This is a genomic window from Pseudomonas sp. S2_A02, from assembly GCF_054668495.1.
Genome location: NZ_CP162776.1, coordinates 2,189,131 through 2,215,498, shown reverse-complemented (window position 1 = coordinate 2,215,498; position 26,368 = coordinate 2,189,131). Strand labels below are relative to the sequence as shown.

At 59.6% G+C, this 26,368-nt stretch carries 23 protein-coding genes and 2 pseudogenes; 12 read left to right on the top strand and 13 right to left on the bottom strand.

From position 1 onward, the window contains the following. Positions 1-6: 6 nt before the first annotated feature. Positions 7-918 carry a DMT family transporter gene (locus AB4O41_RS10135; protein WP_460147621.1) on the bottom strand — a complete coding sequence of 304 codons (912 nt, stop codon included), beginning with the start codon at positions 916-918 and terminating at the stop codon, positions 7-9. Positions 919-974: 56 nt separating this feature from the next. Continuing rightward, positions 975-2,162: a cyanate transporter gene (locus AB4O41_RS10130; protein ID WP_460147620.1), complete on the bottom strand. Its 1,188-nt coding sequence runs from the start codon at positions 2,160-2,162 to the stop codon at positions 975-977. Positions 2,163-2,639: 477 nt separating this feature from the next. Between AB4O41_RS10130 and AB4O41_RS10125 the strand changes: the two genes are divergently transcribed. The 6 genes and pseudogenes from AB4O41_RS10125 (at position 2,640) to AB4O41_RS10100 (ending at position 9,391) form a co-directional block, all read left to right on the top strand. Continuing rightward, the gene (locus tag AB4O41_RS10125; RefSeq protein ID WP_460147619.1) at positions 2,640-4,022 is read left to right on the top strand and encodes a glutamine synthetase family protein; all 1,383 of its coding nucleotides are present in this window, start codon (positions 2,640-2,642) and stop codon (positions 4,020-4,022) included. 327 nt (positions 4,023-4,349) lie between these two features. Then, positions 4,350-5,999, top strand: a complete 1,650-nt coding sequence (locus tag AB4O41_RS10120) for a phosphoethanolamine transferase (RefSeq protein WP_460147618.1) — start codon at positions 4,350-4,352, stop codon at positions 5,997-5,999. 75 nt (positions 6,000-6,074) lie between these two features. After that, positions 6,075-6,737: a class I SAM-dependent methyltransferase gene (locus tag AB4O41_RS10115; RefSeq protein WP_460147616.1), complete on the top strand. Its 663-nt coding sequence runs from the start codon at positions 6,075-6,077 to the stop codon at positions 6,735-6,737. A gap of 178 nt (positions 6,738-6,915) precedes the next feature. Beyond that, a pseudogene (gene rnd / locus AB4O41_RS10110) lies at positions 6,916-8,048 on the top strand (ribonuclease D). Beyond that, positions 8,045-8,338, top strand: a complete 294-nt coding sequence (locus tag AB4O41_RS10105) for a YcgL domain-containing protein (protein ID WP_447788740.1) — start codon at positions 8,045-8,047, stop codon at positions 8,336-8,338. Before rnd ends, AB4O41_RS10105 begins: the two are co-directional and overlap by 4 nt. A 120-nt stretch (positions 8,339-8,458) precedes the next feature. Further along, entirely contained in the window at positions 8,459-9,391 is a 933-nt protein-coding gene (locus AB4O41_RS10100; RefSeq protein ID WP_460147614.1) for a D-2-hydroxyacid dehydrogenase, read from the top strand. 123 nt (positions 9,392-9,514) lie between these two features. Here AB4O41_RS10100 and AB4O41_RS10095 read toward each other — a convergent pair whose 3' ends face one another. Then, positions 9,515-10,108, bottom strand: coding sequence for a nitroreductase family protein (locus tag AB4O41_RS10095; protein WP_460147612.1), 594 nt, complete (start codon positions 10,106-10,108; stop codon positions 9,515-9,517). A 278-nt stretch (positions 10,109-10,386) separates the two neighbouring features. Here AB4O41_RS10095 and AB4O41_RS10090 point away from each other — a divergent pair, with 278 nt between their 5' ends. Further along, positions 10,387-10,836 (top strand): YcgN family cysteine cluster protein, encoded by a 450-nt coding sequence (locus tag AB4O41_RS10090; protein ID WP_038979355.1) that lies wholly within the window; start codon positions 10,387-10,389, stop codon positions 10,834-10,836. Positions 10,837-10,961: 125 nt separating this feature from the next. Next, positions 10,962-12,191: a hypothetical protein gene (locus AB4O41_RS10085; protein WP_460147610.1), complete on the top strand. Its 1,230-nt coding sequence runs from the start codon at positions 10,962-10,964 to the stop codon at positions 12,189-12,191. Positions 12,192-12,423: 232 nt separating this feature from the next. On the opposite strand, the gene AB4O41_RS10080 is transcribed toward AB4O41_RS10085, so the two are convergent. From AB4O41_RS10080 to AB4O41_RS10065, 4 genes are all read right to left on the bottom strand, one after another. Further along, positions 12,424-12,801, bottom strand: coding sequence for a YgaP family membrane protein (locus AB4O41_RS10080; RefSeq protein ID WP_460147608.1), 378 nt, complete (start codon positions 12,799-12,801; stop codon positions 12,424-12,426). Positions 12,802-12,893: 92 nt separating this feature from the next. Then, a complete protein-coding gene (locus AB4O41_RS10075; protein WP_007942196.1) occupies positions 12,894-13,364 on the bottom strand; it encodes an RNA methyltransferase in 471 nt (156 codons plus the stop codon). 191 nt (positions 13,365-13,555) lie between these two features. Further along, on the bottom strand, positions 13,556-13,927 hold the full coding sequence (locus AB4O41_RS10070) for a YajD family HNH nuclease (RefSeq protein ID WP_095630945.1): 372 nt from the start codon (positions 13,925-13,927) through the stop codon (positions 13,556-13,558). Between the two features lie 49 nt (positions 13,928-13,976). Next, on the bottom strand, positions 13,977-14,663 hold the full coding sequence (locus AB4O41_RS10065; RefSeq protein WP_007898703.1) for a spermidine synthase: 687 nt from the start codon (positions 14,661-14,663) through the stop codon (positions 13,977-13,979). Between the two features lie 95 nt (positions 14,664-14,758). Between AB4O41_RS10065 and AB4O41_RS10060 the strand changes: the two genes are divergently transcribed. Continuing rightward, positions 14,759-15,049, top strand: coding sequence for a hypothetical protein (locus AB4O41_RS10060; RefSeq protein ID WP_095920352.1), 291 nt, complete (start codon positions 14,759-14,761; stop codon positions 15,047-15,049). 4 nt (positions 15,050-15,053) lie between these two features. Here the strand turns inward: AB4O41_RS10060 and AB4O41_RS10055 are convergent, their stop codons facing one another. Both AB4O41_RS10055 and AB4O41_RS10050 read right to left on the bottom strand, forming a co-directional pair. Next, the gene (locus AB4O41_RS10055; protein ID WP_105348246.1) at positions 15,054-15,527 is read right to left on the bottom strand and encodes a cyclic nucleotide-binding domain-containing protein; all 474 of its coding nucleotides are present in this window, start codon (positions 15,525-15,527) and stop codon (positions 15,054-15,056) included. Positions 15,528-15,740: 213 nt separating this feature from the next. Then, positions 15,741-17,795, bottom strand: coding sequence for a S9 family peptidase (locus AB4O41_RS10050; protein ID WP_460147604.1), 2,055 nt, complete (start codon positions 17,793-17,795; stop codon positions 15,741-15,743). 216 nt (positions 17,796-18,011) lie between these two features. Between AB4O41_RS10050 and AB4O41_RS10045 the strand changes: the two genes are divergently transcribed. Genes AB4O41_RS10045 through AB4O41_RS10035 form a run of 3 tightly spaced genes read left to right on the top strand, consistent with a single transcriptional unit; the run spans position 18,012 to position 19,875 of the window. Continuing rightward, entirely contained in the window at positions 18,012-18,509 is a 498-nt protein-coding gene (locus AB4O41_RS10045; RefSeq protein ID WP_237884157.1) for an MFS transporter, read from the top strand. Positions 18,510-18,542: 33 nt separating this feature from the next. Then, positions 18,543-19,319 (top strand): class II glutamine amidotransferase, encoded by a 777-nt coding sequence (locus tag AB4O41_RS10040; protein WP_007898710.1) that lies wholly within the window; start codon positions 18,543-18,545, stop codon positions 19,317-19,319. 13 nt (positions 19,320-19,332) lie between these two features. Continuing rightward, entirely contained in the window at positions 19,333-19,875 is a 543-nt protein-coding gene (locus AB4O41_RS10035) for a DUF2937 family protein (protein ID WP_008067554.1), read from the top strand. Positions 19,876-20,023: 148 nt separating this feature from the next. Here AB4O41_RS10035 and AB4O41_RS10030 read toward each other — a convergent pair whose 3' ends face one another. The 4 genes and pseudogenes from AB4O41_RS10030 to AB4O41_RS10015 all read right to left on the bottom strand — a co-directional run bounded on the left by AB4O41_RS10030 (position 20,024) and on the right by AB4O41_RS10015 (position 26,304). Further along, complete coding sequence (locus tag AB4O41_RS10030; protein WP_460147601.1) at positions 20,024-22,135, bottom strand: TonB-dependent receptor; 2,112 nt, start codon at positions 22,133-22,135, stop codon at positions 20,024-20,026. A gap of 13 nt (positions 22,136-22,148) precedes the next feature. After that, a pseudogene (locus tag AB4O41_RS10025) lies at positions 22,149-23,351 on the bottom strand (MFS transporter). Continuing rightward, complete coding sequence (locus tag AB4O41_RS10020) at positions 23,341-25,263, bottom strand: IucA/IucC family protein (protein WP_460147599.1); 1,923 nt, start codon at positions 25,261-25,263, stop codon at positions 23,341-23,343. The pseudogene AB4O41_RS10025 and the gene AB4O41_RS10020 overlap by 11 nt, the downstream one beginning before the upstream one ends. A 111-nt stretch (positions 25,264-25,374) precedes the next feature. Beyond that, positions 25,375-26,304 carry a LysR family transcriptional regulator gene (locus AB4O41_RS10015; protein WP_460147597.1) on the bottom strand — a complete coding sequence of 310 codons (930 nt, stop codon included), beginning with the start codon at positions 26,302-26,304 and terminating at the stop codon, positions 25,375-25,377. Positions 26,305-26,368: the final 64 nt, after the last annotated feature.

Genomic DNA, 26,368 nt, shown 5'->3' with positions numbered 1-26,368 from the left:
CGGATCTCAAGCCGTAACGGTTCTGGCGTTACGGCTGGTGATCACCAATGTCAGTATGCCGACACCCACCAGCACGGCACCGGTGACTTCTATCAGCACCGGTTGCTGTCTGAGCCAGAACCAGTGAAACAATGTGACAAACAAGGTGTTCAGGTAGACGTAGGAAACCACCGTAGACGGTGAAATCACCCCGATTGCCCGATGCAGCAGCCAGAATGTCGCGAGGGTGCCAAACAGCGCCAGGTATACCAGCCAGAACATATCGCTCGCCGACAACTGCGCGCCGCTGCGCCAACCGCCGTTGAACAGACAGAACACAAACAGAAACAGCGAACCGAAAAGCATGTTCCAGAAGGTCATCGCCACCGGGTCACGCCCCTTCAAGGTCTTGACCTTGAATCGCTGGCTCAGAGGCGAATAAAGCGCCATCGCCAGGCAGCCGACGCCGAAGACCAGTACCGGGTACAGTGCAGGTAGTTCGCCTGGAGCCGTCCCTTTGAAAATCAGCAGCAGTGCACCGATCGCTGCAATCGCCATCGGTAACAAGCGGCTCTTCAGGCTTGGGCTCCGCAGCAGGAACACCTCGAAAAGTAACGTCATCAGCGGCACCAGGGTATACAGCGTCGCGGTGTTGACCGCGGTGGTATAGCGCAGCGCTTCAAACAGCGAACCAAAATACGTTGCCAGCAGCAGCCCAAGAACTGCATGCGCCAGCAAGCCTCTGGCCGAAATCGGTGACGTGTTTTTCAATAACAGCAGTGGCAAGAACATCAAGGCTGAAAACAACAGACGCAGCCCGGTCAACAGTATTGGATCTATTGATTGGCTGACCTCTGCCGCTGCAAAGAAAGACGATGCGATCAGCATCGCCCAGATCAGCATGCCCCAGTGAGCTTCTGCAAAACCGACTTGTTTCATGAGTTCCTTACCCTGCGTTTGATCGGACCTCCTACGAAAAGCAGGACCTTGGAAGACTATTGGATATGCTGCGCGTATTGCCTTGGGTTGAAGCGCAGCACCATTACAATCATCACCGCCATCACCGCTGTGAGTGACCACCAGGCCCATTCGAAGCTACCCAATTGGTCGCGAATCATCCCGGCAATCAGCGGCGAGAGGCCCGCGATCAGGTAACCGATGCCTTGTACGAAGGCCGTCAGGCCACCGGCACGACGCGGGTTATCCAGGTGATCAAGGGACACGATCAGGCTCATCGGGAACAGACCGCCAATGCCCAGGCCCAACAGGCACGGCCATAGCAGGCTAAAGCGTTCCGGGCTGAGGATCAGGCCGCAGAAGCCGGCCATGATCAAGGCCAGCAGAACGACCAGTACCAGACGCTTGTCCTGGCTGCGGTTGGCAATCGCGGGTGTTATCAGCCCGGACACGACTTCCATGGCCGTGAGAAACCCCAGCAATAAACCGGCATTCTGTTCGCTCCAGCCTTTTTCCACGTAATACGGGGCTAGCCAGGCCAGTACACAGGTGTAGGAGGCCGTGCCCAAACCGAAGAAAATCGCCAGCAACCAGGCCCGTGAATTACCGACGAAGGACTCCTGGCGCCCCATCGGCGCCGCCGGTAATGGCGCGATTGCCGAGCGCTGGGCAAGCCAGAAGACCAGGGCCACCAGCGTCAGGAGTGCCCAGATTGCCAGGCCCATCCGCCAACTACCGGTTTGCGCCAGGACGAAAGGCGAGAACGATGCCGCAATCGCCGCTCCGCCCATGATCGAGGTGACATACAAACCCATGAACAGCGAAACGTTGTCGCTGAAGCGCGACTTGATCAGCACTGGCATCACCGCCTGGATGAGGGCGATCCCCAGCCCGGCCAGTACCGCGCTGAGGATCAGCTCAAAGGTGTTGTCCAGATACAGCCGCGAGACCGTGGCCACACCGATGATCAACAAGGACAGGATGATGGTGCGGTGTTCACCAACCCGTTGCGCGATGCGCATTCCCAGGAACATCGCCAGGCCCATCGCCATGACGGGCAGCATGGTCAGCAGCGAGGCGGTACTGAAACTTAATGGAACATCGCCGCGAATGGCCGACAACAATGGCCCGACAGCGGCCATCGATGGCCTCAGGTTCAGTGCCACCAACACCACGCTGACCATCAGCCATCCGGCATAGGAGCTTGAAGTACGAACGTTTTCCATGACGGAGCCCAAAATTTACAAGACTTTGATTAGGCCGCTCCAAGCCAGCAGGGGCAAACTGAAAAGTCGCTGGCGCTATCGAGAAATTAGGTTGGTTGCCGGGAGGAATGTTTAGCCAGTCTGTAACCAAGGATCATCAAGTCTGGATTTAACGGCTTATCTGCCCGTGTGACGCTGCTTTGCATCTGTTTACCGCGGTCTTTTCCATGGACATCTGGCTGATAGGAATCAAACATGAGGGGGCATCTGGTGCCACTTCAAGCCTTCAGCCACGTCGTCTATACAGGCCTGCCTGCGTGCCGAGCCTGTCTGTTCTCCCTTCTGAACTGGCCTTCTGGGCACTGTGGCATTGCCGCCACGCCCGCCCGCCGGATTCCTGCATCTCCCGCTGATTGTTCTGACAGGTCCCGCGCTGTGCGCCGGGATCAAACTGGCGGCGCCTGTGCGTTTGCCTGACGCGGATAGACGAGAATTCCCATGAGCTGTGCCACGACATCCTTCGCCACGAAAGAAGAAGCCCTGTCCTTTCTGGAACACAATCCGGATATCGAGATGTTCGAGCTGTTCATCTTCGACAACAACGGTGTGCCACGGGGCAAGCTGCTGCATCGCGATGAACTGTTGGCGGTGTACGAAAGCGGGCGGCCGCTGCCGAGTACCATTCTGGGCCTGACCATCAATGGCGATGACGTTGAAAATTCCGGGCTGGTCTGGGACGTCGGTGATATCGATTGCCGGGCCTACCCAATCAGCGGCAGTTTGCAGCGTATGCCGTGGCGATTGATTCCCACGGCGGCGGTGCAGGTCAGCATGCATCCAAAAGAAGGCATGCCCGCGACCATCGCCGACCCACGGCACTTGCTGGCCAAGGTCATCGAAGGCTTGCAGGCCGACGGTTATTACCCGGTGATGGCGGCGGAGCTGGAGTTCTATTTGCTGGATCAGCAGCGCGACAGCAACGGTCGGCCGCAGCCGGCACGCGATGTCGATGGCGGGCGGCCACGCTCCACGCAGGTCTATGGCTTACGTGAGCTGGAGCAAATCGAACCGTTTCTGGCCGACCTCTACAGCGCCTGCAAGCTGCAGGGCATTGCGGCGCGCACGGCAATCTCCGAATACGCGCCGGGGCAGGTGGAAATCACCCTCGAACACCGCACCGATGCTTTGCAGGCGATGGATGAAGCAGTGCGCTACAAACGGCTGGTCAAGGGCGTGGCCCACAAGCATGGGATGGCGGCGTGTTTCATGGCCAAGCCTTTCGATGATCTGGCCGGCACCGGCATGCACATGCACGTTAGCCTGGCGGACAAGGAGGGCAATAACCTGTTCGCCAGCGAAGCCCCGGACGGCACGCCGTTGCTTAAACAAGCGGTCGGCGGAATGCTCGGCACGTTGCTCGATTCATTGCTGCTGTTCTGCCCGAACGCCAACTCGTACCGCCGTTTCCAGACCAACAGCTACGCACCACTGGCGGCCACCTGGGGCGTGGACAACCGCACCGTGAGTTTGCGGGTGCCCGGCGGGCCGGCATTATCCCGGCATATCGAACACCGCATCTGTGGTGCCGACGCCAACCCGTACCTGGCGGCTGCGGCGATTCTGGCCGGAATTCATCGCGGCATCCGCGAGCAGCTTGACCCTGGAGCACCCGTGGAAGGCAACGGTTACGCCCAAGCCACGGAATTGTTGCCCACCGACTGGTTGACCACGTTGCGAGCGCTGGAGGCATCGAACTGGGCGCGGGAGGCCTTCGGCAGTGAGTTTCTTGGCGTGTATCTGGCGGTGAAACGTGCCGAATACCGGCAGTTCATGGGTGAAGTCGGTGAGCAGGACTGGCGCTGGTATCTGCATCAGGCGTGAAGTTAGTGTCCTGTCTCGCCAATACTGTTCCTTTTTGACGGCGTCTGTTGCCGTCATGCTGCGTTGCCACTCCTCGCCATAGCGGGCTATGACTCGTCGCGGCGCCTTGCCTGACGGCAACAGCCACTCGTCAAAAGAGGAACGTATTGGTGAGACAGGACACCAGTTCCCAATGTTGAAAGTTTTGGCCCAATGCCATGAGCCAACTATTCGTTGGCTTCTTTTTCACGAAAAATTGATGGTCGGCTGCTTAAAATTAGTGTTGTCGCGGTCAATGAAATTTTCACATTTGCCGTGGGCACTTCTTTCCAGGAACAGCCGTTCATCATGTTGAAGTTCAAAGCCGTGCGCCCCGAGTGGGTGACGTTGATTGTCAGTGCCTTTTTATTGGCAGGGTTCAATTCAGTTCTCTGGCAACACCTGTTCGAGATCACCGCAGCAGACGGTCAAGGCATCGCCATGCGTGTCGCGTTCGGGGCGATGATCCTGGCGATCTTTAACATTGTGCTGACCTTGCTGGCATTCAGGTTGGTGATGAAACCCGTGTTGACGCTGATCTTTTTGATCAGTGCTGGCGTGGCTTACTTCATGAGCCAATACGGTGTACTGATCGACGCGGGTATGTTGCGTAACTTTGCCGAAACCAATGCCACGGAAGTGCGCGATTTACTGTCGATAAAGTTGTTTGTTTATATTGTGTTGCTCGGTGTTTTGCCGTCGTGGTTGTTGTGGAAGATTCCCGTCAATTACCGCCGCTGGCACCGTGAGTTATTAAGCAAAGTGCTGGTAAGTGTCGCATCGGTTGCGGTGATCGGCGGTGTCGCATTGGTCAATTATCAGGGCCTGTCGTCGTTGTTTCGCAATCACCATGAGTTGCGCTTGATGGTGGTGCCGAGCAACTACATCGGTGCCTCGGTCGGTTATCTGCGTGAGCAGGTGGTGTCGGCGCAGCAACCGTTCATCAAACTCGGCGAAGATGCCCAAAGAAATCCTGCCTGGCAAACCCACGGCCGTAAATCCCTGACGGTGCTGGTGGTGGGCGAAAGTGCCCGGGCCGAGAACTTCGGCATCCTGGGTTATGACCGCGACACCACCCCCCAACTGGATAAGGAAGCCGGCCTGATTGCCTTCACCGATGTGCATTCTTGCGGCACGGAAACGGCCGTGTCGGTACCCTGCATGTTCTCCAACATGGGTCGCAAGGATTACAACGCCAGCAAGGCAAAGAACGAGGAAGGTCTGCTGGACGTGCTCAAACACGCGGGTCTGGAGGTGATCTGGCGGGATAACCAGTCAGGCTGCAAAGGTACTTGCGATCGAGTCACTGTCGACAACGTGAGTAACCTGAAAGATCCGGTGCTGTGTGCCAATAGCGAGTGCCGCGATGAAATTCTCCTGCAAGGTTTGCAGCACTTTATCGACACGCTGGATAAAGACACCGTGCTGGTACTGCACCAAATGGGCAGTCACGGTCCGGAATACTTCAAGCGCTACCCGAAAGAGTACGAACACTTCACCCCGGTGTGTGAAAGCAATGCACTGAACAATTGCAGCCGCGAAAGTATCGTCAATGGCTACGACAACACGTTGGTGTACACCGACCATGTGCTGTCGACCCTGATCGACCTGTTGCGCAGTAATCAGGACAAAGTCGATACCGCGATGCTTTATCTGTCGGACCACGGCGAATCGCTGGGCGAATACAACCTGTTCCTTCATGGCACGCCTTATATGTTGGCGCCGGAACAACAGAAGCATGTAGCGATGCTGGCGTGGTTCTCCGACAGCTATCAAAAATCGTTCTCGGTGGACACCCATTGCCTGCAACTGAGTCGCGAAAAGCCCTTGAGCCAGGACAACCTGTTCCATTCCATGCTTGGCCTGCTGGAGGTCAACAGCAAGGTCTACGATCCGGGGCTGGACATGTTTGCCGGCTGCCGGGGCGCAGTGATTGACGGTGTTCTGGCTAAAAAATGAATGATTCGACCTTTTTTTCACGTAGCGACCGCTAACTTGCGGCGCCTGGAACGTCCAATAAAAGAGCCCTTGCACATGTCCGCGCAGCCCCCATCCGCCATCGAACTTGAGTTCGCCCGGCGCTACGATCAGGAACACGCTCGCGTCTGCCTTCAGTCGCGACCGCGTGGCCTGGCAGGGCGTTTGACGTTCTGGCGCGACGAGCAACTGGTGCGTAACGCGCTTCAGGTCGCTGGCGAACCGGGATTGATTCTTGATGTAGCCTGCGGTGCGGGGCGCTTCTGGTCGATACTGGCCGAGCATGCGAATCGGGTGATTCTTGCGACCGATCCGTCTCAGGACATGCTCGATCATGCCCGCACTCACCATCCGCAACACCTGCTGGAGCGGATCAAGACCTTTCAGAGTTCAGCCTTCACCATCGGTTTGTCGGCGAACGCGGTTGATTGCATTTTTTGCATGCAACTGTTTCAACACATCGCCAGTCCTGAACATCGGTTAGCCATGTTGGGTGAGTTCCACCGGGTCAGTCGCGATACCGTGATTGTGGCGGTGCGCATTGATGGGCGTTTCAAGCTCCGCCGATCGGATGGGGAGGGCGCAGAGGTCCAGCCACAGGCGAGCAAGGCCGAGCTTGAGGCCGAGTTCAGGCAGGCGGGTTTCCACTTGCTCAGCCATCAGGACTTCCTGCCGGGGTGCGCTCGGATGCGGGTCTACGTACTGCGTAAGAGCAGCTAGAGGGCGTTCTCAATTAGTTTCCACACCGGGGAAACTAATTGAGAACGCCCCCCAATCTCCTCCTGTCAGACTATTCTTGCGGTCCAGCAGGTATTTTCGCTAAAGCTCTTGTTCAGTGGATGCGCGGAAATCGCCGGGGGCGATATATACTGCGCGCCATTCTTCAAGGGAGAGCCGTGTGGCCATCGATATTCACTGGATTCGCGACAACGATAGCCTCGGTCAGTTTTGTGCCGAGTGGCAGCTGCTGCCATTCGTTGCCCTCGACACCGAATTCATGCGGGTCGACACCTTTTACCCGATCGCCGGCCTGCTGCAGATCGGCGATGGCGTACGCGCTTACCTGATTGACCCGCTGACCATCGATAATTGGCAGCCATTGGCGGCGCTGCTGGAAAACCCGGCCGTGGTCAAAGTCGTCCACGCGTGCAGCGAAGACCTCGAAGTCCTGTTGCGCCTGACCGGCAGTTTGCCGGCGCCGCTGTTCGACACCCAATTGGCCGCCGCTTACCTGAACCTCGGTTTCTCCATGGGCTATTCGCGGCTGGTGCAGGAAGTGCTCGGCATCGACCTGCCCAAGGGCGAAACCCGTTCCGACTGGCTGCAACGTCCGCTGTCCGACACCCAGATCAGCTACGCCGCCGAAGATGCCTTGCACCTGGCGGAAGTTTTCGTACAGCTGCGTCCGAAGCTTTCTGACGAAAAATACGCCTGGGTTTTGGAAGACGGTGCCGAGCTGGTGGCCAATCTGCGTCGCGAGGTTGACCCGTATGAGGTCTATCGCGACGCCAAACTGGCTGGAAACTGTCCCGGGCCCAACTCGCCGTGTTGCGTGAACTTTGCGCCTGGCGTGAACGCGAAGCCCGTGCCCGTGATCTGCCGCGCAACCGCATCGTCCGTGAACATTCCCTGTGGCCGTTGGCTCGCACGCAACCGGACAACCTCGGCGCGCTGGCGAAAATCGAAGACATGCACCCGCGTACCGTGCGTCAGGACGGCGAATTTCTGCTTGATCTGATCAAGCGCTCTGGCAGTGTGTCGCCTGATCAATGGCCACCTGCGGTGCCGGAGCCGTTGCCGGTGGACGCCGCCGCGCTGGTCAAACAGCTGCGCGCCATAGGCCAGGCCGAAGCCGAACGCCTGAACATCGCGCCGGAGCTGATGCTGCGCAAGAAAACTCTGGAAGCGCTGCTCAAGAGCGGCTTCCCCAATGGTCCTTACCAATTGCCTGATTCGCTGCGTGGCTGGCGCCGCGAATTGATGGGCCAGGCGCTGCTCGACAGCCTGGCCACCGCCGGAGAACAGCCTTGAAACGTATTTGCTCCATCTACCAAAGCTCCAAGCGCAGCGGCATGTACCTTTATGTGCTCAAAAGCGATGCGCTTGAACGTGTGCCGGAAGCGCTGAGGCTGGCCTTTGGCAAGCCGAAACACTCCTTCGATCTGGTGCTGTCGCCCGAGCGCAAACTGGCCAGTGAAGACATCGTCGTCGTGCTGGAAAACCTCGAGAAGCAGGGCTACCACCTGCAAATGCCGCCGGCCGAAGATGAATATATCGAGCATCTGCCGGAAGAACTGCTGCGGCGCAACGACCCGATGTAATCGGCAGACAGGCTCTGTTCAGAGCCTTTATGAAACACTGGAATGATTTTGGCGATGGCCAGGACGATGGAGTGATACTCCGTCGGCGGCCGTCTGCACTGTTTTTGAAAGGTTTGAACCATGCGCGTTCTGATTGCTGAACACGACCACCCTGTGTATGCCCAACTGTTGCGTCAGGCAGCGCCTGATCTGGAAGTACTGACCAGCGGCGACTCCGCCGAACTGGCCCGTCAGGCCGCCGATTGCCAAGTCTGGCTCGGTCAGCCGGACCTGCTGGCGACGCTGTTGCGTCAGGGCCACCTGCCTGCATGGCTGCAGTCGACCTGGGCCGGTATCACACCGTTGCTGGCCGACGGCCTGCCTCGGCACTATCGCCTGACCCGGGCGGTGGGGATTTTCGGTCAGGTCATGGCCGAATACGTACTGACCTACATGCTCGGCCACGAGCGCGAAGTACTGGCGCGACTGGTCAGCCAGGTCGAGCGCAAATGGGACAACCGCCAGGGCCAAAGCCTGGCCGGACGCAAGGTATTGATCGTCGGTACCGGTGACATTGGTCAGACCGTGGCGCAGTTTCTGCTGCCGTTTGGCGTCGAGTTATACGGCATCGCCAGCGAAGCCCGTGAGCAAGCGCCCTTTGTCGAAGTTGGCGCGCTGAGCGACTTGCCGCGCCTGGTCGGTGAAGTGGATTACGTGATCAATCTGCTGCCGAATACCCCGAATACTCACGACCTGTACGACGCCGCACTGTTCAAGCAGTTCAAGCCGACCGGGTTGTTCATCAACGTCGGGCGCGGTGTGGCGGTGGTCGATGCGGATCTGGTGGAAGCCTTGAAGGAAGGACATCTGGCCGGGGCCGTGATCGACGTCTGCCGTCAGGAGCCGTTGCCGCAACGCCATCCGTTCTGGACCGCGTGGGGCCTGCTGCTGACCGGCCATAGCTCTGCACCGACTTCGCCACCGATGATGGTGAAGTTGTTTGTCGAAAACCTGCGGGCGTATCAGGCGGGTGAAGCGTTGCGTGGGGAAGTGGATTTCAATCGCGGGTATTAGACACCACCAGTCAAATGTGGGAGCGGGCTTGCTCGCGAAAGCGTAGTGTCAGTCGATACTCAAGGTGACTGACACACCGCCTTCGCGAGCAAGCCCGCTCCCACATTAGGTCTTCATCGTTGGTTAGAGGGTGAAATCACCTTCAGCCGCCAACTCGCTCAGCGGACGACGCGGGCTCGGCTCTTCGCGAGCTTGCAGATAGTCCGCCAGCGTCGCCTTGTCGCCCAGCTTGCCGATCGCCACCGCCGCGTGCAGCGCATATTCCTCAGGAATATTCAGCTCTTTGCGAGTCAGTTCCTGATCGAAACCAGCCATGCCGTGAGTGTGCCAGCCGCTGATGCTCGCTTGTAGCGCCAGGTGGCCCCAGGCCGAACCGGTGTCGAAGGTGTGCGACAGCGCCGGTGTTTCTTCGGTGGCGCCAGGTATCGCAAAGGTGGTTTTCGAGACAACGATCACCAGCGCCGAGGCATGCTGCGCCCAGCTGCGGTTGAACTCATTCAACAGGCCCAGGTAACGCTCCCAATTCGGCGTGTCGCGGCGCGCATAAAGAAACCGCCAAGGCTGCGAGTTGTACGCCGATGGAGCCCAGCGTGCGGCTTCGAAGAAGCTCAGCAAGGTCTCTTCAGGGATGGTTTCGCCGGTGAAGGCACGGGGCGACCAGCGATCGGTGAACTGAGGATGAATGGCGTAGTCGGCAACGCGTGGGTTAGCACTCATCAAGAGATTCCTTTACGTTTGAAAGTGAGGGTCGTCTAAAAAACCGGCGGGCGCAGTTGGCTGAGCGATAGGGTTTTCCGAGCGCCAGGGCCGTTCACCTGAATGCAACGCCGTTGAGCGTTAATGGCACGTGGGCAGGGCTCTTTGCGACTGGCAAAGCTACCGGGCGACGCAAAAACTCACAAGTGCCGTGTACCGGCAGTCGCCAATGCTTGGCCCGCCGGTGCCTTGGCACTAGACTGGCGGCCTTTTCACCACCTGATGTTGATGCTTGAGCCATGGCCGCCAAAGTCGAACCGTTCTGGATACGCAAAACCCTCGATCAACTCGATCAAGAGGAATGGGAATCGCTGTGCGATGGTTGTGGCCTGTGCTGCCTGCAAAAACTCGAGGACGAAGACGACAACTCCGTCTACTACACGCGCATCGCCTGCAAATTGCTGGACCTCAAAACCTGTCAGTGCACTGATTACCCCAACCGCCGCGACTTTGTGCCCGATTGCATTCAGCTCACGCCGGGCAAGGCCGATGAGTTCAAATGGCTGCCGCCGACCTGCGGTTATCGACTGGTCAGCGAAGGCAAGGACCTGCCGCTCTGGCATCATCTGGTGTGCGGTGATCGCGAAGCGGTGCATCACGAACGTATTTCCCAGTCCGGGCGCATGCTCGCCGAAGGCAGCGTGGCCGAAGACGATTGGGAAGACCATCTGATTTTTCGCGCGGGTTAGTTTCCCCTGCTTATATGGCTCGCGCTTGAGTGCGTAGCACCCACAAAACCGGCAGTGATTACAAGAATTTGGGGCTGCCACGCAGCCCGGCGCGAGCAGGCTCGCTCGCCACACTAGGAGTGTGTATGGCTGTGGGAGTGCGGCAGGCGTTGGCCTTTGGACTTTTGGCCCTGAGTTCGCCCGTGTGGGCGGCGCAGAAAGTCGATCTGGATTATCACGTGCGCCTGTTGCCGCAAAGTGATCAGGCCGAAGTGCGCTTGACTCTGGCCCAGGGCTCGGCGGTGCGCAGTCTGGATTTCGACTTGGGCGATGGCAGTCACTACAGTGATTTCAAGGCCGATGGCCAATGGCAACTCACCCCCGGCAAACAGGCCCGTGGGGTCTGGCGCCCGACCGCCGACAAGGCCAGCCTGACCTACCGCGTGCGCATCAGCCATGGGCGCAAGAGCGGCAGCTTCGACACCCGCATGACGCCGAACTGGGCGCTGATGCGTGGCGATGACTTGGTGCCCGCGGCCAAACTCGATCAGCAGGACGGCATCGAACTGGTTTCACGCCTTGAATTCGAATTGCCCACCGGTTGGAAAAGTGTCGAAACCGCCTGGCCGCGGATCGGCAAGAACACGTTCCGGATCGATAACGTCTCGCGTCTGTTCGACCGCCCCACTGGCTGGATGCTCGCCGGCCATCTAGGCAGCCGTCGCACGCGGCTGGGGGAAACCGAAGTCACCGTCGCCTCGCCACAGGGGCAGGGCATGCGCCGCATGGATGTGCTGACGCTGCTGACCTTTGTCTGGCCGCAAGTGCAAGCGGTGTATCCACGTCACCCCACCAAACTGCTGATTGTCGGCGCCAACGACCCGATGTGGCGCGGCAGCTCGGCCGCGCATGAATCGATCTATCTGAACACGCGTCTGCCGCTGGTCAGCGAAAGCGGTAGCAGTGCCTTGGTGCGTGAGTTGGCTCAGGTGTTCGGGCGAATCAACGACCGCCAGCGCAGCGACTGGATCAGCGAAGGGTTTGCCGAGTATTACGCCATCGAACTGGTGCGCCGCGCAGGCGGCATGAGTGATGAGCGGTATGAAAGCCTGCACAGCAAGTTGGTCAAGGACAGCCAGAAGGTCAGCACGTTGCGCGGTGAGCAGATCAACCCGGCGCAGGTGGCCAAAGCGGTAGTGTTGTTACAGGAACTGGATCGCGAAATTCGCCTGAAAACCCGCAACAAGCGCTCGCTGGATGATGTGCTGCGTGGGGCGATGCATTTGGAAAGTGTGGATACCAAGGCATTCGTTCAGCTCGCGGAAAGCGTACTTGGCGAGTCTTCCAAGGTGCTTGATAGCGAGTTGCTTCAGTAGCACCGCCTTCGTGGGCAAGCCCCGATGCCAGTCAGTTCAGAACCTGTGGGAGCGTGGCTTGCCCGCGATAGCGACCTGTCTGACACATCAATGGTGAATGTGCTGCCGTCATCGCGGGCAAGCCCGCTCCCACAGTAACTGGCGGTGATCACAAATGTTGTGTACGCCGCATAACCCTGTGGAAGCAGGCTTGCGCGCGAAGAGGCCCTGAGTCTCCACCGCAACTTTCGGATCAAACCCCAGCCTTCGGCGAGTTCAACGAATCATTTCCCGTCACGGTCGCCGTGCTGGTCGCCGCTTCGGCATTGGCTTTCATGCGGCTCAGCTCATCCCCGGCGCGCTCGATTCTCTCGCGTGCGTTTTTCATGTCCTGACGGTTCTTTTCCAACAGGCTTTTCGCCGAACAATGCCCGGTGATGCCCCGGGCCAGAGCCATGCCGCCGATAGCCATTTCGATCAATCCGAACACGCCGCCACGTCGCAGGCCCTTGCTCAGCATGACCACGCCACCCGCCAGGGAGCCGGCGCGTTCCCAACCATGAACGTTCTGTACGGAAGGGCTCTGGAACGGGGTGGTTTCGATACGTTCTACAGGATTGAACTCGCGCATGATCTGTCTCCAGGCAGGGAAGGGTTGCTTTAGCAATAGATATTTAGCTGACTGCCTGGGCGAGCGGCTTGTTCCATCGAATATGCGGCAATTCAGCGGAATTTCGGCCCGGAGCGGGTGTTGTTGCCCTTGGCCATGCGGTCGTACAGCACAACGTTGACGGTGGCCGCCAGGTTCATGCAGCCGGTGGTCGGGATGTAGACCACATCTTCGCACCAGTCGCGGATTTCTTTATCCAGCGAGCCGTCTTCGGGGCCGAAGATGTAGAGGGCGCGATCCGGGTGCGTGTATTCCGGGAGCGAACGGGCGCCGTCTACCAGTTCGACCGCGACCGGGACACAGCCCAGGGGCAGGATTTTTTTCAGGTCGTCGATGCCGATCAGCGGAATGTCGTAGTGGACCTTCTTGGTGTCGGTGACGAAATCGGCGGCGCGTTCATAGCGCTTGCCGGTGTAAAAAACCGACGCCACGCCATAGCAGCCGGCGGCGCGCATCACCGAACCGACGTTCTCCGGTGATTTGGGGTTATACAAACCAATGCAGCTGTACCGTTTATCTGCCACGAGCGGGGTGCCTTCGGGGAAAAAACGGCGATTATACGGGGATTGGGGGAGGGGTGGTCAGTGATCGTTCCCACGCTCTGCGTGGGAATGCCGCCAGGGACGCTCCGCGTTCCGCTTCCGAATGTGACGCAGAGCGTCACGGGATGCATTCCCACGCAGAGCGTGGGAACGATCATGTCCAACGAATATCTTCAGTCTTCTTTCTTCATCAACCCGGCCAACGCCGCAAACGGGTTGTGCGTCGCCTTGGCAATCTTCGGTGTACTCAGCGAACCTTCATCGAAATACTGCTGATCGGTATAACGCGAGTGTTCGTTGTCGTGGCAATACAGGCACAACAGCTCCCAGTTCGAGCCATCCTGAGGGTTGTTGTCGTGGTTGTGGTCGCGGTGGTGCACGGTCAGTTCGCTCAGGCGCTTGCCGGAGAACTCGCGGGCGCAGCGGCCGCACACGTGCGGGTACATTTTCAGGGCCTTGTCGCGGTAACCCATTTCCTTGTCGCGCTGGTTATCGGCGAGGATGCGGTCCAGCTTCGATGTGTTGGTTGGGGGGGACGAACTCATGGGTTCACCTTTGTAAAAAGACTAATGACGGTTATGACGTGAGTTTAGCTCAGCCCTTGAGCTTCTCGGCAATCCAGATGGTGTGGCGGGTGCCCTTGTTGCCGTGGGCGAACACTTGCACTTCCTCGGCCTTGAAACCGGCTTTTTTCAGCTTGTCGGAAAACTGCCGGTCAGCGCTGGCCGACCACACCGCCAGCACGCCTTTTGGCCGCAGGGCCTTGGCGCACGCGCTCAGGCCGCCGGCGGAGTAGAGCCAGCTGTTGGCTTTCTGGGTCAGGCCTTCGGGGCCGTTGTCGACGTCGAGCATGATCGCATCGAAACCTTGTGGCTCGGCTTGCAGCACCTTGGCCACGTCTTCCATACGGATCACGGTGCGCGGGTCAAGCAGCGGGTTGCCGGCCTTCTCGCCCAGCGGCCCGCGGTTCCACTCCACCACGCCGGGTACCAATTCGGCGACCACCACTTCAGCCGTTTTGCCTAAGTGCTTGAGCGCCGAGGCGAGGGTGAAGCCCATGCCCAGGCCACCGATTAACACGCGCGAATTCGGCCGGCCGGCGACCTTGCGGCAGGGGATTTCGGCCAGGGCATCTTCGGAGCCGTGCATGCGGGTGTTCATCAACTGCCCGCCGTCACCGCCCTGAATCTTGATGACAAAGTCCTCGCCGTATTCGAACAGGCACAGGGCACCGCCGTTTTCAGGGATGGGGGTGGTGTCGAGCAGAACGAAACGTTTCATGGGGCTCTCTTGAGGAGAAATTGACTACGGAGGAAGGCAAATACGCGCAGTTGGGAGTAGCCTGCAAAAGGACAACAAGGCCAACGGAGCCATTGATGAAGCGCACCATTCTAACGGTCATTGCCCTGGCCGCGCTCTCGATAACTGCAGTGCAGGCCCAGGAGCTGCAAACCATCCCCACCAGCCCCGTGCCGATGCCCGGCTCACCCGGCACCGCCACCCCGACGCCGTACCCGCAGATTACCCCGACCAGCGTGCCCAAGGCCGGTTCCGGCAGTGGCGGGCCACCGCTGTTGCCGCCGATCGAAATGCCCAATCCACCCAAAGACCAGACCTTGCCGGGCCTTGAGCCGAGTACAACGAAAATCAAAACGCCGGGCGGGTAGGTATCTAAATCTGCTGCGAGAGCAATTGTCCATCGGCCATGCGCAAGCGTTTGGAAAGGGAAACGGCGAGGGCGCGGATGATTTTGGCGGCGATTTTCGGCGCGTCGTTGAGCATCTTTTCCAGGGAGTCCTTGCCCAGGTTGAGCAACTGGCAATTGCTCGCGGCCACGCAACTGGCTGAGCGTCGTTCACCGTCGAGCACGGCCATTTCGCCGAACGCCCGACCGCTGCGCAAGGTGGCCATGGTCACCCGCTGCCCCTCGCTGTTGGTCTTCTGCACCGCGACCTGGCCGGTGTGGATGATGCACATGAAGCTGCCAGCATCGCCCTCATGGAAGATCTCTTCGCCTTCGGCGATGGTGCTGATGCTGAAATAACCCGAAGCTGCCACGAAGTCTGCCGGCAACAGTTGATCGAACAGGCCGCAGTCCATCAGCCAGTCGCGAATTTCTTTGTTCAGTAAGGTCGGTTCTGACATGTCGTCACGGTCTTTTTTTGTGTCTGTGTCTGTTCCGGGCCTTCAGTCACCCATCATTTCCTGTGGGAGCGGGCTTGCCCGCGATGACGATGTCACAGCCAATGTTGATATTGAATGTGATGGCCTCATCGCGGGCAAGCCCGCTCCCACAGGGGATGTGTTGTCTCGGGCCACGGTGTCTGGTGTTAAGACCGGCACGCCGGGCCAAGTTCCTCAGGCGATGCCCAAAACCTTGAAAACAAATGCGTATTCGAGGGCTACGTCACGTAATCCCTGATAACGACCGCTCATCCCGCCATGCCCGGCACCCAGTTCAGTCTTGAGCAACAAGGCGTTGGTGTCGGTTTTGGTCGCGCGCAATTTCGCTACCCACTTGGCCGCTTCCCAGTACTGCACGCGACTGTCGTTGTAGCCGGCGATCACCAGCGTTGCCGGATACGCTTGCGCGCTGACGTTTTCGTACGGGGCGTAGGCCTTGATCCGATCATAGACGTCCGGCTCTTGCGGGTTACCCCACTCGTCGTATTCCGTGACGGTCAGCGGCAGGTCCGGGTCGAGCATGGTGTTGAGCACGTCGACGAACGGCACTTCGGCAATCGCCGCAGCGAACAGCTCTGGCCGTTGATTGAGTACCGCGCCGATCAGCAAACCGCCGGCGCTGCCACCGCTGATCGCCAACTGCGATGGGGTGGTGAAGCCGTTGGCGATCAGGTGTTCGGCGCAGGCAATGAAGTCGCTGAAGGTGTTGTGCTTGTGTTCCTGCTTGCCGGCGCGGTACCAGGCTTCGCCCAGCTCACCGCCACCGCGTACATGGGCGATGGCAAATGCCATGCCGCGATCCAGCAGGCTCAGGCGCGCGTGGGAGAACCAAGGGTCGAGGCTTTCGCCGTAGGCGCCGTAGCCGTACAGATAAAGCGGCGTCGGCTTGCCGAGGAACTCGCGTTTGACCACAAGGCTGATCGGCACTTGCGTGCCGTCCGGTGCCGTCGCCCAAAGGCGCTGGCTGACGTACGTATCGGCGTCGAACGGGCCGAGCACCGGGGTTTCCTTGAGGACTTGCTGCTCGCCGGTGGTCAGAATCAGTTGGCGGATCTGCGCCGGGCGGTTCAAGGCTTCGTAGCGCAGACGGATCCGGTCGCTGACAAATTCCAGGCTGTTCTGCACGTGCAGGCTGTAGGCCGCGTCCGGCAATTGCACGCGATATGGCACCAAGTCCCGTGGGCGGACTTCGATGATCGGCAGGCCACCTTCGCGCAGGCTCAGGGTCATGGCCTCGGAGTTCAGGCTCATGCCTTCGAGCATCACCGTGTCGCTGTGGGGAATCAGGTTCTGCCAGTCGGCTTCGGTCGGCGCGACGCCAGTATCGGCGGCCTGGTACAGCGCGAAGTTGATGCCGTCGCGGTTGGTACGGATCAGCCACGCCCACTCGCCATCGAGTTTGCCGTGGTCGACATCGTATTCATGCTCTTCAACCCTCGGCGCCAGGCAGGTAAAGGCCTGATGCGGCAGCGAGGCGTCGAGCACCCAGACTTCGCTGGTGGTTTTGCTGCCCAGCGACAACAGCAGTTGCCGTTCGGAACTGGAGCGGTAGCAATGCAGGAAGAATCGGCCGTCCGGCTCATGGAATACTTCTTCGGCCGCGGTGCCGTCCAGCCGATAGCGGAACAGCTTGTGCGGGCGATGGGTGTCGTCGAGTTCGCCGAAGAACAGCGTCAGGCTGTCGTTGGCCCAGGTCATGCTGCCGTCGCAATCCTGGAATTCCAGTTCGCTGACGCGGCCGCTGGATAATTCCTTCACGAACAGCGTGTAAATCTCTTCGCCGCTGGAGTCGATGCTGTAGGCCAGACGCTGGTGGTCTGGGCTGATGCTGAACGCGCCCAGGGAAAAGAAGCCGCCCTTGGCCAACACGTTCGGGTCAAGCAGCAGCAGTTCCTGGCTTTCGTCGATCTGCAGGCTGCCATCGACCGGACGCGGGCAGCGGTAGTGGCGGGCGTATTCGTCGCCGGCAGTGGTGCGGGTGTAATACAGGTACGGTCCCCAAGGGGAGGGCAGCGACAGATCGGTTTCGAGAATCCGCCCCTTGATCTCTTCGAACAGGATTTCGCGCAGCCCGGCCTGATCGGCGGTTTGTGCCTCTTGATAGCGGTTTTCAGCTTTCAGGTAATCGAGCACCGCGTCGGTGTCGCGCTCCTGCAACCAGGCATACGGGTCAGAACCATCGGCCTTATGGGCAATCGGAGCGCTGGTGACGTTGGCGGATAGGGGCATGAATGGCTCTCGAACAATGTACGGAATAGGGGCTTCGCAACCTGTGGGAGCGGGCTTGCTCGCGAAGGCGGTGTGTCAGGCAACATCAATGTCGAGTGATACTCCCTCTTCGCGAGCAAGCCCGCTCCCACATGGAATGCGCTTAACTCACTGGTATTGGGACAAGCCTGACGTGCGAAAAGTCGTTACTATAAGCGCCTCTTTGCCTGCCTTGCCATGGACACCATGACCGAGAACGACTATCTGATCGCTTGGGGCCTCTACGCCTTTGCCGCTTTAGGCTGCCTGTTGGTGTGGATGCGCATCACCCGCTGGATGTGGCGCTGGCTGCGTGAGCCGCTGCGGCTGCTGATGGCGGTGTTGCTGTTCAGCCCGACCATCATCGACCCGGTGAAAGAAAAGGTCGCCCCGGCCATCGCCATTACTGCCCTCGACTTGCTGTTCAAGGTTGGCAACAACGCCTGGCGCGCGATTTCCGACTTGTTCATGTACGGCATGATTGTCTTCGGCATTTATCTGGTATTCGTGGCCATCCGTTTTCCCATCGAGCGCGCTTCCAACGCTCGCAAGGAACAGGCGGCTGCCGCCAAGGCAGCGGCGCGGGCCGACGAGCCTGACGACGATCAGCCTTTCGGCGGTGCCGGCGATGATCGTTACGGCCGGCCACCGGTGCCGAGCAACCCTCAGCGTTTGCGGGTCGAACCGCGTCTGTAACCTTGCCCCTGCCTTTTCATAGAGAATCCGAGCATGTGTGAGTTATTGGGCATGAGCGCCAATGTCCCGACCGATATCGTGTTCAGCTTCACCGGGTTGATGCAGCGCGGCGGCCGTACCGGGCCGCACCGTGACGGTTGGGGTATCGCTTTTTATGAAGGCCGTGGCCTGCGGCTGTTCCAGGACCCGGCGGCGAGCAGCGAGTCGGAAGTGGCGAACCTGGTGCAGCGCTATCCGATCAAAAGCGAAGTGGTGATCGGGCACATCCGCCAGGCCAACGTCGGCAAAGTGTGCCTGTCCAACACTCACCCGTTCGTGCGCGAGTTGTGGGGGCGCAACTGGTGTTTCGCCCACAACGGCCAGTTGGCCGATTTCAACCCGACCGCCAGTTTTTACCGCCCCGTTGGCGATACCGACAGCGAAGCGGCGTTTTGCGATTTGCTCAATCGGGTGCGTGCTGCGTTTCCCGAACCGGTAGAGATCGAAGCACTGTTGCCGGACCTGGTGGCCGCCTGCGCCGAGTACCGCAGCAAAGGCGTGTTCAACTGCTTGCTCAGCGACGGTGACTGGCTGTTCTGCTACTGCTCGAGCAAACTGGCGCAGATCACCCGCCGTGCCCCGTTCGGCCCGGCGCGTTTGAAGGACGTCGATGTGATCGTCGACTTCCAGGCCGAAACCACACCCAACGACGTGGTCACGGTGATTGCCACCGAACCCTTGACCGAAAACGAAACCTGGACCCGCTACGAGCCGGGCCAATGGAGCCTCTGGCGACGCGGTGAATGCGTCAGCCAGGGCAAGACCGAATAAGGATCTCTCCCCCATGTTGCTCAGTTATCTACGGCTGGTGTTGTTCGCGGCGGGCCTGTTGATCGGTGTCCAGGTGCCTGGGTTCATCAGTGACTATGCCAAGCGGGTCGAGGCGCATCTGATTGAGGCGCAGACCGGTTTGAGCGGTTTTCAGGGCACCGCCAATCAATTTTTCAAAGGTGATATGCAGGCGCTCGTGGCCCATTACCGTGCCAGCGAAGACCCGATCTTTCGCAGCGATGCCGACAGCCTGAGCACTTTGCTCACCCGTCAACTGGCCCTCGACAAGCAATTCCAGGCCATGCAGGGCCCGTGGTACATCCGCGTCCTGCAAGTGGCCCTGGCCGCCGACCCGGATATTCGCAAGGAAACCTGGAACGGCTACAGCTACCAGATCCTGCTGACGCCGGAAGCAATGATCTGGGGCATGAGCGGCGCGTTGCTGCTGTCGTTCGGCATTGAATGCCTGTTCCGGTTGATCGACTGGGTGGTGCTGGGCGGCAAGCGTTTGCGCCAGAGCCGGCCGATCGAAGACCGGGATGTGCGCGGCCTGTAACCCAGTAGCCGACTTGCCAGTCAGTTAAACATACCCCCTGTGGGAGCGAGCCTGCTCGCGATAGCGATGGGGCAGCCAACATTGATGCTGAATGTACCGCCGTCATCGCGAGCAGGCTCGCTGCATTGTGGCAAGCCGGCTTCTGTTTTTACCAATCCACCGAGTAGCTCATGCTCAGCGTGCGGCCTTCGGCGTTGGCGTACGGCGCTCTGGCGTTGGCTTGGGTGAACAGGTTCTGGTAAGTGCGGTTGGTCAGGTTGTACACGCCGCCTTCAAGACGACCGACCGGCAGTTGCACGGAGCCGAGCAGGTCCACCAGCGTATAGCCTTCGATCTCGCGTCCGTTGTCGTCCTTGGCGGCGGCGTCATAACTGGATAAATGCATGCCTTGCAGGCGCAGGGTGTAGTCGTCTTCGGTGTAGCCGACGAACAGTGTGGTCTTGGCTGGTGAGATGCGCGTAGCTGGCAGATCGATCCATTTGCCGTTCTGCTCGGTCTCGCCTTTGGCCCAGGCATAAGTGCCACCCACCGACCAGCGATCGGTCGCGCGGTAGGTCAGGCTGTTTTCGATACCGCGAACTCGCTCTTTCTGGTTGATCAGGCGCAATACGCGATCATTGGCATCGTAGAACTGGGTCACGTCCGAGGTGTTTTCGTACACGGTCACATCGGCCTGCCACTGGTCCCAGTTACCGCGCCAGCCCAGCTCGTAACTATCAACTTTGATGGCCTGGGCGTTGAGACTCTGAATGTCGAAAGTGCTGCTGACATCACGCATGAAGCGCTGGATATCCGGGAGCGAAAACCCCTGGCTGTAATTGGCGAAGACGTCCTGGTTTTCACTCAGGTGGTAGACCGCCCCCAAGTTGTACAGCGTGGCATCGTATTTGAGGGTGTCACCGGGCAGTGTTGCGCGTACGCCGGTCTGGACGATCTCACCATAAGCGATGCTGTCGGAGACGTCGCTTTCGATCCATTCACGGCGCACACCACCACGCAAGGTCCAGTCACCGATGTCCCAGGACATCTGCCCGAACAGCGATTTGGTGGTGGTTTCAATGTCCGGGCCCAGCTCGTAGGTGTTGCCGGTCTTGGTGTAGTTCAGGCCATTGAGCGTGTATTGATCACCTCGTTGGCGGGAGCGCTCATTATCATAGTCGGCGCCCCAGACCAGATTGCCCGTGGCACTCCCGATCGCCGGCAGCGGCGTGTCGATGGCCGCGCGCAGGCCGTAGACGTCCTGAACACTGTTATTGTCGGAGATCCCGGCCCTGCCTCGCGACAGGTCCGGAAAGAACAATGCATCGGCGCGACGCCAGTAGCTTTCCAGTTGCAGGCCCTGACCGTAGAAGTCCTTGTCGGCGTAGTTGAGGTTGACCGCCTGGTTATGGGTATAGGGCTGGTCGTCGAGTTTCAGCCCTTTGACCGCCACGGCTTCCTGTCGGTTTGTCGGGTCTTTTGTATAGCCAGTGTCCTGCTGGTCCTTGTAGTCCTGCAGCGACAGGCTGAGTTTTTTGTCGGCATCCAGCTCGTAACCGAAACGACCTTGCAGGTCATAGGTTTCGGTGTCCATGTTGCTGCCCTGGGAGGTGTCTTGAGGGATGCGGTCGCCGTTGCCATCGAACTGATCGTTACGCTGGGTCAGGTCGGCGGAGACGTACCAGTCAAGGGCATCCTTGCGCCCCGTTGCACTCTGAAAGGCTTCGTAGGCGAAGCCTTTGCGGTTGAGATTGTTGCCGCTGGTCAGGCCCAGTTTGCTGCTGTAGGCAATGTCCTGGCCCTGATTGCGCTTGGTGATGATGTTGATGATGCCGCCTGAAGCACCGGCACCGTAGATGCTGCTGGCGCCGGAGATCACTTCGATGCGTTCGATGCTGGCCGGGGCGATGCTGTTGAGCTGGCGGTAGTTGTCGCGCGTGGCGTTCTGCGATACGCCGTCGACCAACACCAGCATGTTGCGCCCGCGCAGGGTCTGGCCGAAGTTGCTCATCCCGCCGCTGGACGGCGCAAGACCGGGGACCAATTGCCCGAGGATGTCGGAGACCCGGCGACCCGCGCCGCTCTGCTCACGGACCTGCTGTTCATCGATCACCTGGACCGAGCCCGGAATCGAAGCAATGCTCGCTTCACTGCGAGTAGCGGAAACGACGGTGGCTTGCATGTTCAAGGTGCCGGGCTGCTGCTCGGTATCCTCGGCCCAGGTCTGGGCGCTGAAGGTACCGAGCAGCGGGATCAGCAGGGAGAGCTTGGTTCGGATCATGACGTGGTCTTTTTTAGTTGTGATAAGTGTGGGGCGATAAGGTCAGGCGCGGCGTTGAACAAGCGCACCCAGCGGATCCCGATGGCGGCTATGGCATAGGTCAGCGCCACCAGCCAGAAACTGTGAGCCAGGCCCACCAGGCCCATGCCGATCCCGCCAAGGACGACACCGAGCAGAGCCCCAGCTTTTGCCGCGCTGTTGCCCAGGCCAAGCGCGAATCCTTGCTGGGTGATGGAAATGGTGTTGGCGATCAATGCATAGGCGACGGGCAGCAGGGCGCCTTGCCAGATGCCCCAGACGAGCCGACTGACGAGAAACCCCAGCCATTCGTTGGCCAGTGCCGTGGCCGCCAGCGTCAGGGCACACAGCCAGGCCACGCCTTCGATGACGCGCAAGGTGTAGGCGGGCTGCCAGCGGTCGAACAGGCGTCCCCACAGCGGTGCGGAAATCGCCAGGGTCGCGGCGCTCGCCGCGTAGGTGGCGCCGATCAGCCAGCCAGGGGCATGCAGAATGTTCGCGACGTACAGCGCGTAGAACGACTGCGGCATCATCTTCGCGGCCTGAATCAACACGATCACCAACAGGATTCCACCGAGCCAGCCTTTGGGCAGGGCGACCGGTTCAACCGCTTTTTCTTCGAGGTCCGGGCCTTGTCGGCCGGCAGGAAAAAACTCCCCAGAGCGCACAACAGGCAAATCGCCGTCGCGCCATAACAGAGCAGGGCAAACCCCGAGACGTCCATCAGCCAGCCACCCAGCACCGGGCCGATCAATGAGCCGACGGCGGTTGCCGATTGCAGGCGGGCCAGGGTATGACCCCGTCTGGAACTGTCGCAGCAGGCCAAGGCATAGGCTTGCGCGGCAGCGAGAAAACCGGCCAATGCGCCTTGCATCACGCGAATACCCACCAGCAGCCACGGGTCGAGGGTGATGGCCGCCAACCCTTGGCACAGCGCGAGTGCCAGCAACGCCCGAACAATCATCGGTTTGTGTCCGGTGCGATCGCCCAACCGGCCCCACATGGGCGTCAGGAGCATGGCCGCCAGCATCGGACCGGCATAGACCATCGCCGATAACAGCGCGGTGTAGCCGGCGCCCTCTGGCCCGAGCAGATGCTGGATCTGCAAGGGCCAGAACGGGCCGCTCATTTCCATTGCGCCCATGGAGACGAACTGGATAACGATCAGCAGTCGCAAGGCGCGACCGTCAGCGAGCATGGGTGTTGGGTCGCAGCGGGTTATTCAGGCGTCCGACGATGTCGGCATGGCTGTCGAGCAAGCGCATGCGCATGAACGATTTGGCGGGCCAATCCTGTTCCAGCAAGGCCTTGCGCTCGCTTTCCCAACGTGCCGGATCGACGCGCTCGCGCAAGGTCTCGAAGCACTGGGCAACGTGCGATGCCAATCGCTCCCAAAGGATACTTTCCGGCACATTCCAGTGGCGGGCACAGAGCAACGTCAGCTCGCCGAGGTGGCACATGAAGGTGGTGTGCAGAAGCTTGTCGCGGACGAAACCGGAGTCGTCATACAGGGTCATTTTCGGATCGTGCAACTGGATATCCAGGCCCTTGGCGTGCAGGGTTTTGCGATCGATACGAACGTCGCCGAAATCACGCAGAAGCAGCCGATTCAATTGCCCGTCAGCGCCCATCACCATGAAACTGTTTTGCTGATGCGCTTCGAACGCCACGCCATACATCAGGTAAATGCCCAGCAGACTCGGTACGGCAATCGACAGGTAATCATCGAAGAACGCCAACATGGCCTCGCTGTCGTCACTGCCCTGAGCCAGTTTTACCCAATCACGCAGCAACGGTTGTTCGAATTCGTTGACGGCGAACAGACTGCCGACCGGCACCGCCAACTCGCCTTCTTGCAGGAGGGTAAGCGGGTTGTCGCGATACAGCACGGCAGCATGCCGGGAGCGTTCGTCATCGGCCGGCAGCGGTGCGTAATGCACACCGATGCGTTCGGGAACGATGTTCAGCAGACGCTGAATCTGCGGCTCCTGATCGAGAATATTCAATATCAGTTGGCTGATGCGCGGACCCATTCGGGCCGAGCGCGGCGACACGGTGCGCTGCACGCTGGTCAGTCGCAGAGCCACCGGCAGTTTGACCATCGGCGCCACGCGACTGGCCTGCGGCAGAACCGTGCGGAACGACATGGTCGGGTGGCCGGTGAAAGCCACGATGTCAGTGACGATCAGCAGGTTGTCGGCGATCTCGTTGGCGAACGAATGCGGCAACTCTTCATGGGCTTGCCATGGGTGCGACGGAAGCGGGAGGTAGTCCTTTGCGTCCAGACCCAGTTGCTGCAAATGGCGTTGCAATTGCTCGGCGGCCTGTGGGAAGTGACCTTGCCACCAGTCCCAGTAATCGGCGGTGCCAGCCAGTGCTTCGACGTGTGCGTACTGGCGGTGCAGGGCGCACAGGACAATCGGAAAACTCGCTTCGAATTCTGGCGAGAAAGCGATGACCTGAGCGGCGCTCAAACCCAGTTTGGTCTTGTAGTTGGGGTGCCACGGATGGCCGAGAGTGCCCCACTGTTCGAGCAATGACGTAGGGTTCTGGTGGCTGGGGTCGGCTTTGAGCCAAGCGAGCAGATTGTCATCGTACTCGGTGTCGATCTGCTCTCTCAGGCGCTCGGTCCATCCATGGTGAAACGCCAGGCACAGGGTGTCGTTGCTGAAGCTGTCATCCAGCTCCCGGGCCAGACGTTCCAGTACTTGCGGGGAGGCTGGCGGGTTGAGCTGAGTGCTGAGGTGTGCGAGCAGTTCGCTGGGCAACTGGATTTTGTGGGGCAGTCTGTCGGGGGTGTGCAAAACGATGCTGCCGCGTACGTCCCAGCTGTTCATTCTGCCGCCGGACAAGTGCTCGAAGCAAAGATGCGCGCCATCGCCAAGTGGCAGCCAGCATCGGCTGGAGTCGTCGTATTCGCAGGCGTCGGGGTTGATCAGATCTTCACGAAACAGCGCCTGGATCAGGCGTTGGAAACAGCGCTGGGCAGCGGGCTCCAGTGCATTGCTCAAATGATCGAGAGTGATTCGGTGGGACTGGAAAGCCTGAGTGCCAAGCGCTTCGCTCCAGTGAGCGAGCAATTGTTGCTGTTTTTGCGTGTGGCCGCGCATCAGGTCCGACTCCTTCTGGACAGTTGATTAACTGAAAGCGCGCAAAGAATACCCCCTTGAAAAAATAATGCAAATGATAGTGGTTCGGATTTAGACTTTGAGAAATATCCTTCAGATGCTGGCCTGTGGTTTGCTCAAGACGATGTACTGCTCGCCCACTTTATGCGCATAGCGCTCCACGACGTGCTGACACAACGCCACGATTTCTTCGACCCATTCCACGCCAACCCGCCACGACACCACCACCTGCAAGTTCCGCGGCCGTTGATCGATGGCCAGCAAGGTCAATTCCCCTCGCGCCAATTCTTCGGCCACCAGCACCGGCGGTAGCGCGCCAATGCCAAATCCGTCCCTCAGCAATCGGGTAATCGCCGACACTGAATTCACGCAGTTCAGCCGTGGCGCCATGACCCCGTTGGCCTGCATCAGGCTCAAGATGTCCTGATGAGGATGGGAGTTTTTCGAATAGGTAATAATCCGCTCCCGCGCCAGATCGGCGACACCTGAATACTCGCGGTTGTAGATGGAATTGCTGGCCACGATCCAGCCCATCGGATGACTCGCCAGCTCCAGGCTGCGCACACTTTCCTGACGCAACAAGTCGGTTTGCAGGATCAGATCGAGAAAGCCTTTTTGCAGCTGATCGCAGAGGTTGAGCGCGGTATCGGCCACCAGCTCGATTTCCACCAGCGGGTAGTGATCCATCATTTGCGCCACCAACGGGCTGAGCCAGGTGTGGATCACGGTGTCCATGACGCCGATCCGGATTCGTCCGACCTTACTCGAACGTGTCTCGATCGACTGCTTGAGCGCCTGCATCGTGTCCATCATCTGCTCGGCGTATTCGAGCACTTTCAGGCCTTCGGGCGTCAGGCTCACGCCGCGAGAATCGCGCAGGAACAGCTTCACCCCGAGCTCGCCTTCGAGCACGGCGATACGGCTGGAAATCGACGCCTGGGTGGTGAAGAGCTTGTCTGCCGTCAGGCGGAAACTCTTGAGTCGGGCGACCCAGACAAAGGTCTCGAGAAACTTCAGGTTCATGGGATCAACTTTTTCTTATGCCTTGGCCGGGTTTTTATTAGTTGGACGCAGCAAGGCCAAGCGT

Excerpts from the sequence above, each read along its gene's own strand:
- AB4O41_RS10135 (WP_460147621.1), bottom strand. The coding sequence starts at position 918 with ATGAAACAAGTCGGTTTTGCAGAAGCTCACTGGGGCATGCTGATCTGG.
- AB4O41_RS10130 (WP_460147620.1), bottom strand. The coding sequence starts at position 2,162 with ATGGAAAACGTTCGTACTTCAAGCTCCTATGCCGGATGGCTGATGGTC.
- AB4O41_RS10125 (WP_460147619.1), top strand. The coding sequence starts at position 2,640 with ATGAGCTGTGCCACGACATCCTTCGCCACGAAAGAAGAAGCCCTGTCC.
- AB4O41_RS10120 (WP_460147618.1), top strand. The coding sequence starts at position 4,350 with ATGTTGAAGTTCAAAGCCGTGCGCCCCGAGTGGGTGACGTTGATTGTC.
- AB4O41_RS10115 (WP_460147616.1), top strand. The coding sequence starts at position 6,075 with ATGTCCGCGCAGCCCCCATCCGCCATCGAACTTGAGTTCGCCCGGCGC.
- AB4O41_RS10100 (WP_460147614.1), top strand. The coding sequence starts at position 8,459 with ATGCGCGTTCTGATTGCTGAACACGACCACCCTGTGTATGCCCAACTG.
- AB4O41_RS10095 (WP_460147612.1), bottom strand. The coding sequence starts at position 10,108 with ATGAGTGCTAACCCACGCGTTGCCGACTACGCCATTCATCCTCAGTTC.
- AB4O41_RS10090 (WP_038979355.1), top strand. The coding sequence starts at position 10,387 with ATGGCCGCCAAAGTCGAACCGTTCTGGATACGCAAAACCCTCGATCAA.
- AB4O41_RS10085 (WP_460147610.1), top strand. The coding sequence starts at position 10,962 with ATGGCTGTGGGAGTGCGGCAGGCGTTGGCCTTTGGACTTTTGGCCCTG.
- AB4O41_RS10080 (WP_460147608.1), bottom strand. The coding sequence starts at position 12,801 with ATGCGCGAGTTCAATCCTGTAGAACGTATCGAAACCACCCCGTTCCAG.
- AB4O41_RS10070 (WP_095630945.1), bottom strand. The coding sequence starts at position 13,927 with ATGAGTTCGTCCCCCCCAACCAACACATCGAAGCTGGACCGCATCCTC.
- AB4O41_RS10065 (WP_007898703.1), bottom strand. The coding sequence starts at position 14,663 with ATGAAACGTTTCGTTCTGCTCGACACCACCCCCATCCCTGAAAACGGC.
- AB4O41_RS10060 (WP_095920352.1), top strand. The coding sequence starts at position 14,759 with ATGAAGCGCACCATTCTAACGGTCATTGCCCTGGCCGCGCTCTCGATA.
- AB4O41_RS10055 (WP_105348246.1), bottom strand. The coding sequence starts at position 15,527 with ATGTCAGAACCGACCTTACTGAACAAAGAAATTCGCGACTGGCTGATG.
- AB4O41_RS10050 (WP_460147604.1), bottom strand. The coding sequence starts at position 17,795 with ATGCCCCTATCCGCCAACGTCACCAGCGCTCCGATTGCCCATAAGGCC.
- AB4O41_RS10045 (WP_237884157.1), top strand. The coding sequence starts at position 18,012 with ATGGACACCATGACCGAGAACGACTATCTGATCGCTTGGGGCCTCTAC.
- AB4O41_RS10040 (WP_007898710.1), top strand. The coding sequence starts at position 18,543 with ATGTGTGAGTTATTGGGCATGAGCGCCAATGTCCCGACCGATATCGTG.
- AB4O41_RS10035 (WP_008067554.1), top strand. The coding sequence starts at position 19,333 with ATGTTGCTCAGTTATCTACGGCTGGTGTTGTTCGCGGCGGGCCTGTTG.
- AB4O41_RS10030 (WP_460147601.1), bottom strand. The coding sequence starts at position 22,135 with ATGATCCGAACCAAGCTCTCCCTGCTGATCCCGCTGCTCGGTACCTTC.
- AB4O41_RS10020 (WP_460147599.1), bottom strand. The coding sequence starts at position 25,263 with ATGCGCGGCCACACGCAAAAACAGCAACAATTGCTCGCTCACTGGAGC.
- AB4O41_RS10015 (WP_460147597.1), bottom strand. The coding sequence starts at position 26,304 with ATGAACCTGAAGTTTCTCGAGACCTTTGTCTGGGTCGCCCGACTCAAG.